This is a genomic window from Methylicorpusculum oleiharenae (assembly GCF_009828925.2).
Taxonomy (GTDB): domain Bacteria; phylum Pseudomonadota; class Gammaproteobacteria; order Methylococcales; family Methylomonadaceae; genus Methylicorpusculum; species Methylicorpusculum oleiharenae.
In genome coordinates this window covers 1,277,035-1,291,501 of the sequence record NZ_WUTY02000001.1, presented here as the reverse complement: position 1 = coordinate 1,291,501, position 14,467 = coordinate 1,277,035, and the positions used below count along the sequence as shown (strand labels likewise).

The 14,467-nt window shown below is 49.3% G+C and carries 10 protein-coding genes and 1 tRNA gene; 5 read left to right on the top strand and 6 right to left on the bottom strand.

The window, feature by feature from the left end; genetic code table 11:
• Positions 1 to 454: 454 nt before the first annotated feature.
• The gene (locus tag GO003_RS05990) at positions 455 to 2,548 is read left to right on the top strand and encodes a fused MFS/spermidine synthase (protein ID WP_159655253.1); all 2,094 of its coding nucleotides are present in this window, start codon (positions 455 to 457) and stop codon (positions 2,546 to 2,548) included.
• A gap of 78 nt (positions 2,549 to 2,626) precedes the next feature.
• Complete coding sequence (locus tag GO003_RS05985; RefSeq protein ID WP_164505715.1) at positions 2,627 to 3,889, top strand: hypothetical protein; 1,263 nt, start codon at positions 2,627 to 2,629, stop codon at positions 3,887 to 3,889.
• Between the two features lie 385 nt (positions 3,890 to 4,274).
• Here GO003_RS05985 and GO003_RS05980 read toward each other — a convergent pair.
• Positions 4,275 to 4,350 (bottom strand) — tRNA-Phe (locus GO003_RS05980).
• A 400-nt stretch (positions 4,351 to 4,750) separates the two neighbouring features.
• Between GO003_RS05980 and GO003_RS05975 the strand changes: the two genes are divergently transcribed.
• The 3 genes from GO003_RS05975 (at position 4,751) to GO003_RS05965 (ending at position 8,694) form a co-directional block, all read left to right on the top strand.
• Positions 4,751 to 5,635 (top strand): DNA-3-methyladenine glycosylase family protein, encoded by an 885-nt coding sequence (locus tag GO003_RS05975; protein ID WP_159655251.1) that lies wholly within the window; start codon positions 4,751 to 4,753, stop codon positions 5,633 to 5,635.
• Positions 5,636 to 5,746: 111 nt separating this feature from the next.
• Positions 5,747 to 6,550: a spermine/spermidine synthase domain-containing protein gene (locus GO003_RS05970; protein ID WP_159655249.1), complete on the top strand. Its 804-nt coding sequence runs from the start codon at positions 5,747 to 5,749 to the stop codon at positions 6,548 to 6,550.
• On the top strand, positions 6,547 to 8,694 hold the full coding sequence (locus tag GO003_RS05965) for a YgiQ family radical SAM protein (RefSeq protein ID WP_159655247.1): 2,148 nt from the start codon (positions 6,547 to 6,549) through the stop codon (positions 8,692 to 8,694). Before GO003_RS05970 ends, GO003_RS05965 begins: the two co-directional genes overlap by 4 nt.
• 210 nt (positions 8,695 to 8,904) lie before the next feature.
• Here GO003_RS05965 and GO003_RS05960 read toward each other — a convergent pair whose 3' ends face one another.
• From GO003_RS05960 to GO003_RS05940, 5 genes are all read right to left on the bottom strand, one after another.
• Complete coding sequence (locus GO003_RS05960; RefSeq protein WP_231088842.1) at positions 8,905 to 10,233, bottom strand: ATP-binding protein; 1,329 nt, start codon at positions 10,231 to 10,233, stop codon at positions 8,905 to 8,907.
• 23 nt (positions 10,234 to 10,256) lie between these two features.
• The gene (locus GO003_RS05955) at positions 10,257 to 10,541 is read right to left on the bottom strand and encodes a hypothetical protein (RefSeq protein ID WP_159651920.1); all 285 of its coding nucleotides are present in this window, start codon (positions 10,539 to 10,541) and stop codon (positions 10,257 to 10,259) included.
• A gap of 151 nt (positions 10,542 to 10,692) precedes the next feature.
• Positions 10,693 to 11,040 carry a hypothetical protein gene (locus GO003_RS05950; protein WP_159651922.1) on the bottom strand — a complete coding sequence of 116 codons (348 nt, stop codon included), beginning with the start codon at positions 11,038 to 11,040 and terminating at the stop codon, positions 10,693 to 10,695.
• Entirely contained in the window at positions 11,034 to 11,201 is a 168-nt protein-coding gene (locus GO003_RS05945) for a hypothetical protein (RefSeq protein WP_159651924.1), read from the bottom strand. Before GO003_RS05945 ends, GO003_RS05950 begins: the two co-directional genes overlap by 7 nt.
• Positions 11,202 to 11,234: 33 nt before the next feature.
• Positions 11,235 to 14,465, bottom strand: a complete 3,231-nt coding sequence (locus GO003_RS05940; RefSeq protein ID WP_159651926.1) for a hypothetical protein — start codon at positions 14,463 to 14,465, stop codon at positions 11,235 to 11,237.
• Positions 14,466 to 14,467 lie beyond the last annotated feature (2 nt).

Here is a 14,467-nt window from a genome sequence, read left to right as displayed (position 1 = left end):
TCCATTCCATTACCCTCAGCAAAGCTGGAATTGCGCTACAAACAGTTGAGCATTCCTTAACCCTGGACAAGATGACGCGGAGATAGCACGCATTAAGACAAGCAAGGCTAACGCGTTTTGAACGCGGAAGGTAATGGAACGCTCACCGCAATAACTCATTTTCCGGCATCATCACCCTCAGCACGCCATTGGCGCCAACTCGTCATGGGTTCAGATTCAAAGACAACGCTTGACCAGGGATAATCTTCAACTCTGACAAGCACTTTGCCCGCAACACGATCCGCTCGACATAAAACGAATAAGTACTCATAAAAACGCGCCTTCAATTGGTTTCTGAATAGGGGAGCAGCATCCCCTTTAAAGTTCCCTATAAATCTGGTTAAATTGAGCTGATAGGTGCCCTGCTATGACGCATGATCAGTATTGAACTCAATGTGATTTTTTGGAGATAGTTATGCGTAGCTCATTATCCGCTGCGGGTCTTCGTTGGGGAGTGTATGCGTTTACCAGTTTTTGGGGCGCTTATTTGCTGTTTCAGCTCGAACCCGTTATTGGCAAATTTATCCTGCCGTGGTTTGGTGGCAGTCCTGCGGTTTGGATTACCTGCATGCTTTTTTTTCAGGTGTTTTTGTTGGTTGGTTATGCCTATGCACATCTCAACCTGGACTGTTTTCCTGTGCGGCGCCAGGGTTTGATTCATGCCGCTCTATTGTTGCTTGCACTGTTAGCGTTGCCGGTGACCCCGGAGCAATCGTTCAAACCCGAAAACAGCGATCAACCGACACTGGATATTATTTTGCTACTGATGAGCAGCATCGGTTTGCCCTATTTCATCCTGTCAACCACCAGTCCTTTGCTGCAGGCATGGATAGTTCGAATCAATCCCAATCGCTCTCCCTATACGCTGTACGCGCTGTCCAATTTTGGTTCTTTGCTGGCATTATTGAGCTATCCGGTTCTGTTCGAACCTTATTTTAAATTGGGACAACAGACGTTGGGCTGGTCCGCAGGCTTTTTCATTTACGTGTTGTTATGCGGCGGTGTCGCATTGGATTTTCGTCGCTTGGCAAAAGCAGAGAAAATTGTTGCCAAACCCGTTGCAATTGATGACGAAACACACATCTCCGATAGGCTGTCATCCTCTCTGTTGTGGCTGTTTTGGCTGGCATTGCCTGCGGCCACCTCGACTTTGCTGCTGGCTACGACCAATCAGCTTTGTCAGGATGTGGCGAGCGTCCCCTTTCTATGGGTGGTGCCGCTAAGCCTGTTTATTATGTCGTATATTTTTTGCTTCGCCCGGCATGATTGGTATCAACGGCGGATTTTCATTCCTGCCCTGGTGATTGCGGCTATCGCGTTGGTCGCGGTGCTTTACGGCGGAGGAAACTTCACGCTGGAAGCTCAAGTCGGCATTTACAGTGCAGGCTTGTTTTTCTGCTGTATGACGTGTCACGGAGAGCTTTATCGACTAAGGCCTCACCCGAGTCAGTTAACGGCTTATTATCTTGCGATTTCAGCTGGCGGGGCATTAGGCGGAATTTTCGCCGCCGTCGTGGCGCCCTTGCTGTTTACAATGTATTACGAGTTTCACATTAGTCTGTTTGCGTGTTGCGTGCTGACCTTTTATGCCGTCGCAGTGGACAGTCAGTTATCAGGGCAGAAGCGTCGTAAGCCACTGCTCTGGTTATTGGCAGGCGCAATGTTGATCTGGCTGGGAGTGAATCTGGCCAACCAGGCTTTTCAGGCGGCTTCCGGAAAAATCCGGGTCAGTCGTAATTTTTACGGCGTTTTGCGTGTGGAAGAACGTTCTTTAGAAAATCCGGATTTGGCCAAACGGGTGATGAGGCACGGTGCCATCGATCATGGTTTCCAGTTTTTGTCAGGAGAAAAAAACCAATGGCCTACTGCTTATTATGGCAATGATTCCGGAGTCGGGCTGGCCCTGACGCATTTTTCGAGAGAGCAAGGACGGCGAGTGGGCCTGGTCGGGCTGGGTACAGGGACTGTGTTGACCTATGGCAAACCGAATGACTATTTTCGTATCTACGACATTGATCCGTCTGTGGTCGAATATGCTAAAACTTACTTCACCTTCCTGAAAAATACCGCAGCCCGCTTTGACGTTGTCGTGTCCGATGCGCGATTGGCCCTGGAGCGTGAACCACCACAAGCTTTCGATTTATTGATTCTTGATGCGTTCAATGGCGATGCGATACCCATGCACTTGCTTACAGAGCAGGCTCTGCAATTGTATCTAAGTCATTTGCGCCCCGATGGCGTATTGGCAATCCATATTACCAATCATTATCTGGATTTGCGGCCATTGGTCAGCGGCATGGCCAAGCGTGCCGGTTATGACTATTTGCTGGTGCAATCTCAGCCCTCGGAAAATCGGGGCTGGTATCGTGCCGACTGGGCGTTACTCAGCAAAAACCAGTCCTTTCTGCAAGTGTCGGCATTACAACAAGCCAAAAACACTGGAGCAACTCCAGTTGAAAGTATCATTTGGACAGACGACTTTTCCAATATGTTTAGGTTATTGAAATAAATGTGAATGTCGCCTATCGCGGCGAATCAAAAAACAACCTCTTCCCACAGTGAGTTGATTGAAACAGGAGGTAGTATCATGAAAACAGCACTGGCGCTGACTCTGATTGGACTATTTTCATTATTGGTATTTTACAAAGCGGATACTGATGAAGCGGCATCAGGATATGATGTTTATCAGTATGTCAAAGAATGCAAGGCGGAGCTTGGCATCACCCGTGACTTGCCCGTACTGTCCTGTCTGGATGGTAAACAGGTTCCGGTCTATGTCAATAAACAGGAAATCAAAGCCGATAACTGGGGACTGCTTTCCAACAGCAAAAAATGTGATAACCCGCATTGGCTGGGCGGCGATCAGGGCTGCTGGACTTATTCGCATCTCCAGGTCTTGAATCTGGACGATCAAAATATCATGATTCTGAACTGCCGCCAAAAAGGCAACCAGCTTGATAAAAACTGGTTCCGCCAAACCAAAACAAATCTGGGCATGAATCAGGCGCAAAGAAAGGCGCACTTTGAAAACGCACCGTCGGCTGAAAAAAAAGAGCTCTATTACCTTTACAATACCTTTAACGATATCGGCATCATTCTACGAAACACCGTTACCGGCAAGAGCTGCTATGTCACGCAATATGGCGATGCAGTGCTGGGTTTCTTGCCGCCGCTGGATGCTCCACTGCCCTCAAAAGACCAATTTTTAAATAGCTTCAATTCTGAACAGGCAAAACCGCCGAAGGATTTTCCCCAGGAACTCTGGTACCGCGACGCCAACAAGGCATTCAAAAGCCCGGAATTTACAGCATCTGCCGGATGTGTGGGCTGCCACAATCCACATGGTGTCAAATACAGCCCCTATATCAATTCGAAAAACGGCTTGCCCGATATTCGGGTGATGGCCAAGCTGCCTTTTTTAGCGGTGGGCGAACCGTTTAAAAATTATTTTTACAGCCATAATATCCTTCAAGTCACGACCGAACCTATAGACGGCGTGAATCAACTCTGCACGCAGTGCCATAACATGACTACCTCAGGCACCTGTGGCTACCTGATTGATTCCGCGACAAATCATCCCAATACGGCCTTGAGTGCCTGGATGACCACCAGCTCAAGAAATAGCTGGATGCCGCCCATGCCTGTGGATTCGGCATTATTTAAAAAGCATGTGGCCGCCATGAAGTGTTGCTGTGAGAATCCTCACGCCCAAGGCTGTAAAACCCGGAAGTTTGGACCCACCTTGGCCGATTTGCCAGAAGGCTTTAGCGAGGGAAAGGGCTGGATTAAGGGACAAGAAACGGGGTTGTGCAAGAGCACTATGGAAAGTTTTCAATGGAAGGCTGACTGAAGCTGTGCCAAACCTGGATTATAGCGGGGACAACAAAACGAGGGTAGTGCATCGGGTAGGTTGCTGTTGGCGATTGCCAACCCAACATTTCAAGGCCATGGCGTTAATGGTTGTGTTGCGAAAGTCTTGCAATTCAATCTGCGCTAATATAACCATCGTAGATCGAAATTCGGCACCGGGGTGTCCGTCAAAGGACGCCGTAAATTTATCCATGTAGGCTCTATGCCAGCATCCATGCTGGCAAAGCCTTTGCCGAACAACCCGTCGCCTCCTTAGGCACTGCCGAAATTTGAAGTGCGAAAGGTATAAGTAATGGGATTGGAGAAAAAATTCGACTCAACAAAAAAGGCCCAAGAGTCAAAAACTCATGAGCCTTTATAATTTGTGGTGCCCAGGGACAGAATCGAACTGTCGACACGAGGATTTTCAGTCCTCTGCTCTACCGACTGAGCTACCTGGGCTCGCCTTGAAAGAGCGCGTATTAAACAGGATAAATCTAAACGAGTCAAGCGAGGCTTCAGATATTTTTAATCAAACTTAAATACACGTACAAAAGAAATTCTGATTACTAAAAAGCTTCAGCTAAAATCTAAACGTTATTGCTTCCCATGAATTTTGTTCATAGCGTCACCCCGGCAGGAATTGCCGGGGTCCAGGTTACATGGATGCGAGGCTTCAAAGTAGCAAAGGAACATGAGTACATCCTTATACACTGGATACCGGCAATCCTTGCCGGTATGACGAGCACTCTATTATTTGTTGGTTTGGCAGTAAGTGCTACGTAATCAGGAGTGAATTGAAGCATCCTGATTGAAATAATAAATTTTTTCCTACATGCGCACTTAACATAGGCATCTTAATTTGTTCCATACGATTGAGCTTCCAGCTGATTTCAGAACGGCAGATTTCCTTGCCTTTCATCGGCGTGATCTTCAATCAGTTGCTGAGCAGGTAGGAACCCGGTTCATCCGAAAAGGACTGATCTGGAACCATCAGCCTGCCTGTCTAACGATTCATTTCAGACATCAGACGGCCGAAGCCGAGTTGTCAGTAGACGGTTCCTGTGAGTCATACGGGCAGGATAAACTATCGGCCATGGTCAAGCGTATGTTGGGCCTGACTCAGCCTATTGATACATTTGAGCAGACTTACCGCAATCATCCGCAACTGGGCCCGCTAATACTTCGTAACCCCGGATTAAGAGTTCCGTTGGCAGCGACACCTTTTGAAGCGTTGACCTGGGCCATTACCGGCCAGCAAATCAGCGTGCCTGCCGCGATCTCTATTCGGCGAAAGCTAATTCAACGGACAGGTGTGAAACATTCCGACGGGCTGATGTGTTATCCCGATGCAGCCCAGATTGCGCTGTTAAATGAAATAACATTAAGAGAAACGGGCTACTCGCAAACCAAAGCCAGGACGCTACTTAATTTGAGTGCGATGATTCTGGAAAACCAGCTACCTTTAGACGAATGGATAGAAACCTCACTGCCGGTTGACGAAATCAGCGCTCGCTTGTTAAGCCTGCGCGGCATAGGGCCATGGACGCTCAACTACGCTTTGATGCGCGGTTTCGGATGGCTGGACGGATCGCTGCATGGCGACGTGGCTGTCCGCCGGGGTTTACAGGCATTGCTGGGCCACTCTGAAAAAATAAGCGAAGAACAGACCCGAGACTGGCTGATGCCTTTTTCACCTTACCGGGCTCTGATTGCGGCCCATCTTTGGGCTTTGTCTATCGAATAATGCTTGCTTATTTACCGGATTTTTTTCCAAACACAGACCTCATTTAATTTTCTTCAAGACATACCGGCTAATTTCAGACAAAATAGCTAGGTTTTTACCGCCACTAACTGTATGTACAAATACGAAGGGCTGCTCGTCTTTCAAAGCCATGACGATGAGGGCATCATTGAAATTGTCGAAACAATGGGAGTCCGCTCACTTCATTTCGGCACTTCGGCCAGACAAAGCAGCATGCTCATTAACAATCCCGATTGCCTGCATTCTATGTATGCCAGAGCGATGATGGGTTGGCTGTTGTTTAAAGACGACCCCGGCGAGGTGCTCATGATAGGTCTGGGCGGCGGCTCTCTGGCAAAATATATGTTGTATCAATTTGACGAGTGCAAGATCAAAGTGATCGAGTACCGCCGCAGCGTGGTCAAAATTGCCCGCAGCCATTTTGATCTGCCGCTGGATCCTCGCTTAAAAATCATCATTGGCGATGGCGGGCACTTTATCCGTCAACGCAGTCTAACGCACAGGGGTCAGTACGGCCTGCTGATGATCGATGCCTTCGATCATCAAGGCATGGCCGATTCAGTCTGTGGCGAGGCTTTCTTTGACGATTGCAAGGCCTTGCTTAACGAAGACGGCATCTTGGCCATTAACTTATGGGGCACCGATAAACCTTTGTTTCAGCAGGTATGCTGGCAATTAGGCAAAGTTTTTGATTGGCGGGTTCTGTATTTACCGGTACGCGGCCGGGGCAATATCATCGGGTTTGCCTTTAATCCCGGCATTGCCAAGATTTCTATAAAAACCTTAAGAGAACGCGCGGACCTTCTGCAACAACGTTTTGAATTGGAATTTCCTTTTTTTGTTCACGATCTTAAACGCAATAACACCAGCCTTTTTTCACGAGTAGTAAAATCATGACGTCTCTCGCTTTATCACCTTCCTCACCTTATTTGTTCGGTTATCGCAAATACTGGGCTCACCGTTACGGTATAGCACCCGAATTCCCGATGACACGCGAAGAAATGGATCAACTGGGCTGGGATTCCTGCGATGTGATTCTGGTCACCGGTGACGCCTACATCGATCACCCCAGTTTCGGCATGGCGCTGATCGGACGCTTATTGGAAGCGCAGGGATTTCGTGTGGGCATTATTTCTCAGCCGGACTGGACCCGTGTTGAAGACTTCAGACGTTTAGGAGCACCCAACCTGTTTTTCGGCGTAACGGGCGGCAACATGGACTCCATGGTCAACCGTTACACCTCGGATAAGAAAATTCGCTCCAACGATGCCTACACACCTAACGGCGAAGCGGGAAAACGTCCTGACCGGGCCGTTAATGTCTATTCGCACCGCTGCCGGGAAGCCTACAAAAATGTACCCGTCATCATCGGCGGAATTGAAGCCAGTCTTAGACGCATCGCACATTATGATTACTGGTCAGATAAAGTGCGCAAATCGGTATTGCTGGATTCCAAAGCCGATTTGCTGGTTTACGGTAACGCAGAAAGACAAATCGTCGAGATTGCTCACAGACTCGCTAGCGGCGAAGCCATAGCCGATCTGACGTTTATTCGCGGTACCGCCCATTTTGTCAAACAACTGCCCGAAGGTTGGGTGACCAAGGATTCCACACAAATTGACAAGCCAGGCCCGCTGACGCCCGCCCAAAACCCGTATCAGGAAGAACCGGCCTGTGCCGACAAACCGGATAAAGACAGCTCCGTGATTCGCTTCGAACCGCGCATCACCCGAGACAATCGCGCTCAGACGGTGATCCGTCTGCCCGACTACGAAGCACTCAAGGATGATCCTATTCTGTATGCTCACGCTTCCCGTGTCATGCACGGTGAAACCAATCCCGGCAATGCCCGAGCCTTGATTCAAAAACATGGAGACCGTGAACTGTGGGTTAATCCCCCACCCATTCCGCTAACGACGAGGGAAATGGACGGTGTCTACGATCTGCCTTATTCACGATTGCCGCATAAACTGTACGGCACAGCCAATGTGCCCGCTTTTGAAATGATTCAGCATTCGGTCAACATCATGCGCGGCTGTTTTGGCGGCTGCACCTTTTGTTCGATTACCGAGCACGAAGGCCGCATAATCCAGAGCCGCTCCGAAGATTCGATTATTCGTGAAATTGAAGCCATTCGCGACACATCGCCCAACTTTACCGGCCACATTTCCGATTTGGGCGGCCCTACCGCCAATATGTACCGCCTGGCCTGCAAGGATAAAGCAATAGAAACCGCGTGCCGCAGACCTTCCTGTGTGTATCCCGGCATTTGTCCCAATCTGAACACCGATCATGCACCGTTGATCAAACTGTACCGCCGCGCACGGACGTTGCCCGGCATCAAGAAAATTTTTATCGCGTCAGGCCTGCGTTATGACCTGGCGGTCGAATCGCCGGAATATGTCAAGGAACTGGTGACGCATCATGTCGGAGGTTATCTTAAAATCGCACCTGAACATACGGAGCAAGGTCCGCTGTCAAAAATGATGAAACCGGGCATGGGCTCTTATGACCGTTTCAAGCAAATGTTCGATCAGTATTCCAAGGAAGCGGGCAAAGAACAGTATTTGATTCCTTATTTTATCGCCGCCCACCCCGGTACCACCGATGAGGACATGCTGAATCTTGCCGTCTGGCTGAAACGCAACGGCTTTAGAGCGGACCAGGTCCAGGCATTTCTGCCCTCGCCCATGGCTATCGCAACAGCCATGTATCACTCCGGCAAAGACACGCTGCACAAAGTCAGCAGAAAAGCGCCCGATATTTCTATCCCCAAATCGATCAAACAACGCAGACTGCACAAAGCGTTTCTGCGCTACCACGACCCCAAAAACTGGCCGATGCTCAGAGACGCGCTTAAAGCCATGGGAAGAGCGGATTTAATCGGTAATGGCAAGCAGCATCTGGTTCCTCTGTTTCAACCCAAAGGCAGCCTGGATTCAACGCGTACAGAAAAAACGCTGCGCTTTAAAACCAAATACACAGGTTTGGATAATCAGCCGAAAAAAGCAAAAGCAGAGAAACGTTCGTACCGCAAATAGCGTGGATCAATGCTTGCCACCCCCCCGGTTTGAACTTTTAATGTAGCTTTGAGGGTTGGCGTAAGCCTTGTTCGGAACGCCGTCATTCGGGCATGGATGGATTGACAGAGCCGCGAGATCGCGTAAGCGAGTCCTGGACACAAGGATGTGAAATCCTCCAACGCCATCCAATGCTTCTGAACGCCGGCAATACCTCTGCACAATACTGGCCTAAAAAACCTTGCCTTCCTTGATCAATTCTCGCTGGATCGCCGTTTCCAACCGGTTTAAATTGATCAACAGCACGTCACCAGCCAGACATTGCAACGCGCAATAATGGGTGATGTTTAAAATGTTCGCGCCGGACAGTTCATAGCGGCTCGCCACTTTATCCCAATCCAAATCTTTATGAATCCTGATTTGTGCAGGAAACGTCTTTCGCCAGATTTCAGCGCGCTCTTTGGGTCCCGGTATAGGAAAATGAACAATGGCCTGAAAGCGCCTGACGAAAGCTTCATCAATATTACCCCGTTGATTGGACGCCAAAATCACCAAACCGTTATAACTCTCAATCCGCTGCAATAGATAGGCAACTTCCTGATTGGCGTATTTATCATGAGCGTCACGGATTTCGGTGCGTTTACCGAACAGCGCGTCAGCCTCGTCAAAAAACAATATCCAGTCTTTATTCTCGGCCTTTTCGAACAAACGCGACAGATTTTTTTCGGTCTCGCCAATGTATTTAGACACGACACGGGACAAATCAATACGGAAGACATCCTTGCCGGTTTGCTTGCCTAGCAGCGTTGCCGTCAAGGTTTTACCGGTACCGGGCGGACCGTAAAACAAGGTCCGATAACCGGGTTTGATTTTCTTCTTCATGCCCCAGTCATACAGCAACGTATCGTTGTATTGAATCCAATGCTCGATTTCCCGTATCTGCCGCAACGTTATCGGCGGTAAAACCAGATCGTCCCAGGTCATTTCAGTTTCTATGTATTCAGCCGGAAAGTCGATACTGAATCGTGGCTTGCTGACCGTACCTACCGTCAACAACTCAACGAGCTCAGGATCCAACACCAAGCGCCCGCTCATCGCCGGCTCGCCTTCGGCGGTTGGCTCCAGCCATAAAATACGATTCCGGTAAAACCAATGCTCGTTATTCAAAATACGTTGAACCACCAAACGCTTTTCCAGGTCATCGCCAGCCAAGATAAACTGCGCTGTTTCTCCGGTAGGCAAAATACCTCGGTGATGGACACCCTTGACGCCTCCAAATGCGGGAAAATCACCGCCCTCGGGTAAATATTCGGCAATGACTTCGTTAAAGAAATTAGGCATCACATGGGGAACCAGCGTCAACATTAAAATTACGAATTCGCCGTAAGTAGGATGATGGATTTCAATGAATTGAGCCAAACCCGATTCATCACCCTCCACCTCGAAAACACCTACTTCAAAATCGCCTTCTTTTTCAAAGTACGTGCTTAATACACCCACCATGACTTGCTTAAGCCAGGCGAATGCCGAGCCCAGAATGATGACTTGCTTGTTATGCATTACAGTGCCTAAGTTCGGGCATGTCAATACTCATTCCATCGGAAAATTTTGATCGAGTCATCGATTGCCCAAGCGCGTTTGCCATAACGTACATGTTCTTCAAGCTTCTGCCCGGCAAAATCGGGATGGCATGCATCCAAATGCTCTTGAATGGAACTGTTTCCACTGATATCACCTATGAATAAATTACGCAAATAACCAAAGAATTTCGAGTATCGCGTCGGAGCGGCCTGTTGAATGCCTTCCCGAGCAGCGGCCGCGAATGGAGTACGCGATTCGTCTATACAACCAGGCTGCTCCAGCAGCAATTGATACCCATCCTAAATCGAAATTCGGCACCGGGGTGGCCGTCAAAGCACGCCGTAAACCATCCATGTAGGCTCTATGCCAGCATTCATACTGACAAAGCCTTTGCCGAACAACCCGTTGCCTCCTTAGGCACTGCCGAAATTTGAAGTGCTAAAGGTATACCTTTCGATGCTTTTTTGTCGTTAAAAATTCGAATAAGCGGTCGATAGGATAGATAAAAATACGCTTGACCCGATTCCAGACATCGCCAAGATCGAAAATGTCGCTCCAACTCAATGAATCAACAAATTCCTTCAAAGAGCTGCCGATGTCGGCCAACGCCGCCAATTTCTGCTCCACCCGCGCCGCTGCTTTACTGATGACGCCAAGATTGTTCATCGACTGGGTAATGAAATGACCGCCCGGTATGAACTCGATCAAGGCGCGCAAAATATTGGCGGCGCTACGGTCGATCGAGCTCATGTTGATGAGATAAAAACCCAACAGAATGGTCAGCATTCGGAAACCGGCAATGTGATAGTCCTTGTCGACGAAATAATCCAGCGCATACCCGACGCGCCTAAGTGCTGAACCGCCGCCCCTTGTTGAAGGGTATGGGCCAGCAGTTGCCTGCCACCCGGCTGATACTGATCACGCAAAAAGAAATGATTTCTTTGCATTTACACCAACCTTGTGCAGTTCAATAAATGCGGCTACTCATTGGGTCCTTTAAAATTGATTCCGATCTCTGGCGTATACTCTTCGCCTCTGCTACCTAAGTGGAGGTTGAGCTTTAAAGACATTAGCGTGTAAGTCTTGGGATTGCGATTCCAGTTTTCCCGGGAGATTTGGCCGGTATTGTTGCCTTGTATTTTACTCCAGTGTTTGGCGATAGGCGGATCGTGGTCGGGTGAAGCCTCGGTGACGGGGACAACGGCTTTACCATTGATGACCGGATAACCTTGAGCCACCTCCTGAGCCACGGGCGCTTCACTAAAGAAGTGTTGGGCATCGGCATGATCCACTCGTAGATCAGGTAGCTTGTTTTTTACCATTTTCTTACGGCTGGAGGATGTGTCTTTATAAAACTGGGTCCGGATAAAATCTCCATTATGATATTTCGGCTTTAGCACAAACTTAGCTCCGTGGCCTGCCGGCATGACGTATTGGGAAGGGTGCGTAAAAGGAATAGGACTGCGTTTCCATTTAATGCCTTCATCCGCATACGAATGAGTTACCCTGCCGCCTTCCAGTTTATCGGTAATAAAGCTGGCAGCCTTAGATTCTCCGCTCGACGACCTTCTAATCACATTCACTGAGCTGATTACCCTCTCGTAAGCTCTCTTTTGCGTTTGGGGGTTTAGGATTTCAATCCAGGTACCTACAGCTAACAGCTTGTAAGCCGGATCTTTGGCTGTTTCGGTTTTTACCTGAGGTCCCTGCAATTCTCCTTTCGGATTGAGTTCATACGCGTAATACCAATACGCGTTTTTCTTGAACAGACGGATCGCTTTAAAAGAAAATTTTCGCCTTACGGCATTGACCGCCACCGTCAATTCCTCTTCGGTGGCGCCTTGTCTTATATAACCTTCTGTTACTTGCGCCAAGGCTTTTAATCCGGTGTTTACACGTTCCGATAAGCCGTTGTCGCCTTGCACCGTTTCGCCTTTAATCAACGGCTCCGTTTTGCTTTCCTTATTCGGAGCACCTTTCAAAGCAAGGGGATTGTTTTTGTTATTTCTGTCGTACATTTCGGCAACGACCAACCAATTATCGCCGGCTTTACGGGCAGAAATCGTGGTAAAATCGAAGCGTGAGCGCAACCTGTTCAACTCCCGGGTCAAGCCCATCTCATCGAACGGTTTTTTGTTGGCTTTTTGTGGCAACGGGAGCAACCCTTTGCTGACGGCATTCATCCATTTTTCGGTCAGCTTCGCGTCAGTAGGCGCTTTTTGTTTTTTGGATTTTTTGCCATCGCCGGCAATGCTGACAGTTGGTTGAGACAGTTCAGGGGGCGGCGCTTGACCCTTGATTTGGTCGGAAAACCGGTTTTTCGGAGCGCTAGAACGAGCCTGTTTCTTCGGCACGCTGTCATCAACCACATTATCGATAAACGCACTTCCATCAAATTGCGCTTTATTGAGGTCAACTTCCAATGGTTTGCCGGAACCCAGAACATAGCCCTCCGGACCGCCGACGGTTATCCCTATGCCCCAACCCGACCCCAACGGATATTCCTTATCGAGCATTGGCCACGTCCAGCGTTTATCGGGCGCGGGCGATAACCGGGGACTGTCCAGATCGACAAACAAATAACCCTTCAGCGCAAAGAAAGGCTGAGCGACGGCAACCGCGCTGCCCTTGATAAAAAACTCGCCTTTTTTACCTTGCTCGGGATCGGCTTTTTCCCGGTAACCGATGGTCGGCGTGCCCTCTACATAGGCTTTCAGCACCAACGCGCCTTTTATGCCGGCGCCGACATCGATATCGTGAAACAGAATCGTGATGCCGGCACTTGCTTCTAGCGCAAGTGCCAATTCCGCTTGAGCTTGAATATATAAATCAGCACTCAACGCGAATTGATTAAAGATTAGTGGGTCAGTCGAATAGGTGCCTTTTACGGCAATATTTCTCAATAATCCGGGCCCCAGCACCGCCCAAGCAGTTAACGCCACGTCGATACCGACGTGAATATCGGCGACATAAGGCACACCGTAACGGAATTTAGGTCCGGCGCTAAATAGGGTTTTCGGACCCGATTCGGGAAAAGCCTTCGGACGAAACAGAATCACCTCTTTTTGCGGCCTGATTTCCGACACGACCGTCACATGACCCTCGCCGTCAACGACCACCAAAGCCATGCCAGACAACCACTCGTTGAAAGCAAAATTCAACGTGCCGGTGCCGGCTATCGCGCGAGGTCCCGGTTTCGGTTCCGCGCTTTGGTCAGTAGACTGCAAACCGGCTTGATCCAGGGCGGTCTTGTTGAGTTGTTCAGGGGGAATCACGCCAAACGCGATCCCACGCGCGGTTTTTTGATCGGTGAGGACGATGTGAAAGAGGCCGGCTAATTTTTCGGTGCTGTAACGCACATCACCTTGGCCATCGATCAGCCCGTCGATAAACTTAAGTCGGACCGCCCCGCTGAAATTCTTAAACGTCACGCCAGTGCTGACTTCGCCGCGAATTTTCCCGTCCGATGCCAGAGCCACACGAAACGGAGTCGGTTGCAAGCCGGGAATGTTGGCTTGCCCGTTACCGTCGAACCGTAACCTGTCGTCGGTGAGACCAACAGAAAATTTGCTGTCCAAGAAACCGCCCAAGCGCACCGGAATATCATTTTGACTGAATTGCAAAGCTCCGCCACTGATAGCATTGATCGCGTTATCGGCGAAAGCTTTGAATTGCAGCCCTTGCCAACCGAGAATGTGCGTACCCTCCCCAAGCGTTTTTAGAAAACTTTTTTTCGAGGGCACACCTTTACCGGCTAGCGCGAGATAACCCTCGATCAGGTTTTTCTTGATTTTGACGGCAAGTATCAGGGGTATCCCCGCTTCTTGAAGCGGCTTTAAAACGGGAATCACAATCGGCAGTTGCCCGGTATCCACCGTTTCATATGCCTCCTGGTTTTTTCTGACTTTGATTTCCCCTTTTGCGAAAGTACCGAAACTGACCTTTATCACTGCGCCTTTGCGTTTGCCCGAGTCTATATGCCGCGCGGTGGCCGGTGCCGGCGCAAACAATGCCGATTTCAACGACGTCACCTCAGCGGGGGGTGGTACGGCGGTGCTCTGAGCCATTGTAAAACCTTGTTCCGCTACGCCGTTTTTTCTTGATGGCATAGCGGGTTCAAAAAATCCGGCCTCCCCTGCTTTCGCGATAAATGGCCGACTCGCAGCCATCGCTGGCATGGTTGCCGATGCTTTTTCCGATTTCGCTTTCATAA

Bases quoted from the DNA above. Each gene is read 5' to 3' on its own strand.
- GO003_RS05950 (WP_159651922.1), bottom strand. From the start codon at position 11,040: ATGCTGACCATTCTGTTGGGTTTTTATCTCATCAACATGAGCTCGATC.
- GO003_RS05945 (WP_159651924.1), bottom strand. From the start codon at position 11,201: ATGCAAAGAAATCATTTCTTTTTGCGTGATCAGTATCAGCCGGGTGGC.
- GO003_RS05990 (WP_159655253.1), top strand. From the start codon at position 455: ATGCGTAGCTCATTATCCGCTGCGGGTCTTCGTTGGGGAGTGTATGCG.
- GO003_RS05985 (WP_164505715.1), top strand. From the start codon at position 2,627: ATGAAAACAGCACTGGCGCTGACTCTGATTGGACTATTTTCATTATTG.
- GO003_RS05970 (WP_159655249.1), top strand. From the start codon at position 5,747: ATGTACAAATACGAAGGGCTGCTCGTCTTTCAAAGCCATGACGATGAG.
- GO003_RS05940 (WP_159651926.1), bottom strand. From the start codon at position 14,465: ATGAAAGCGAAATCGGAAAAAGCATCGGCAACCATGCCAGCGATGGCT.
- GO003_RS05960 (WP_231088842.1), bottom strand. From the start codon at position 10,233: ATGCATAACAAGCAAGTCATCATTCTGGGCTCGGCATTCGCCTGGCTT.
- GO003_RS05965 (WP_159655247.1), top strand. From the start codon at position 6,547: ATGACGTCTCTCGCTTTATCACCTTCCTCACCTTATTTGTTCGGTTAT.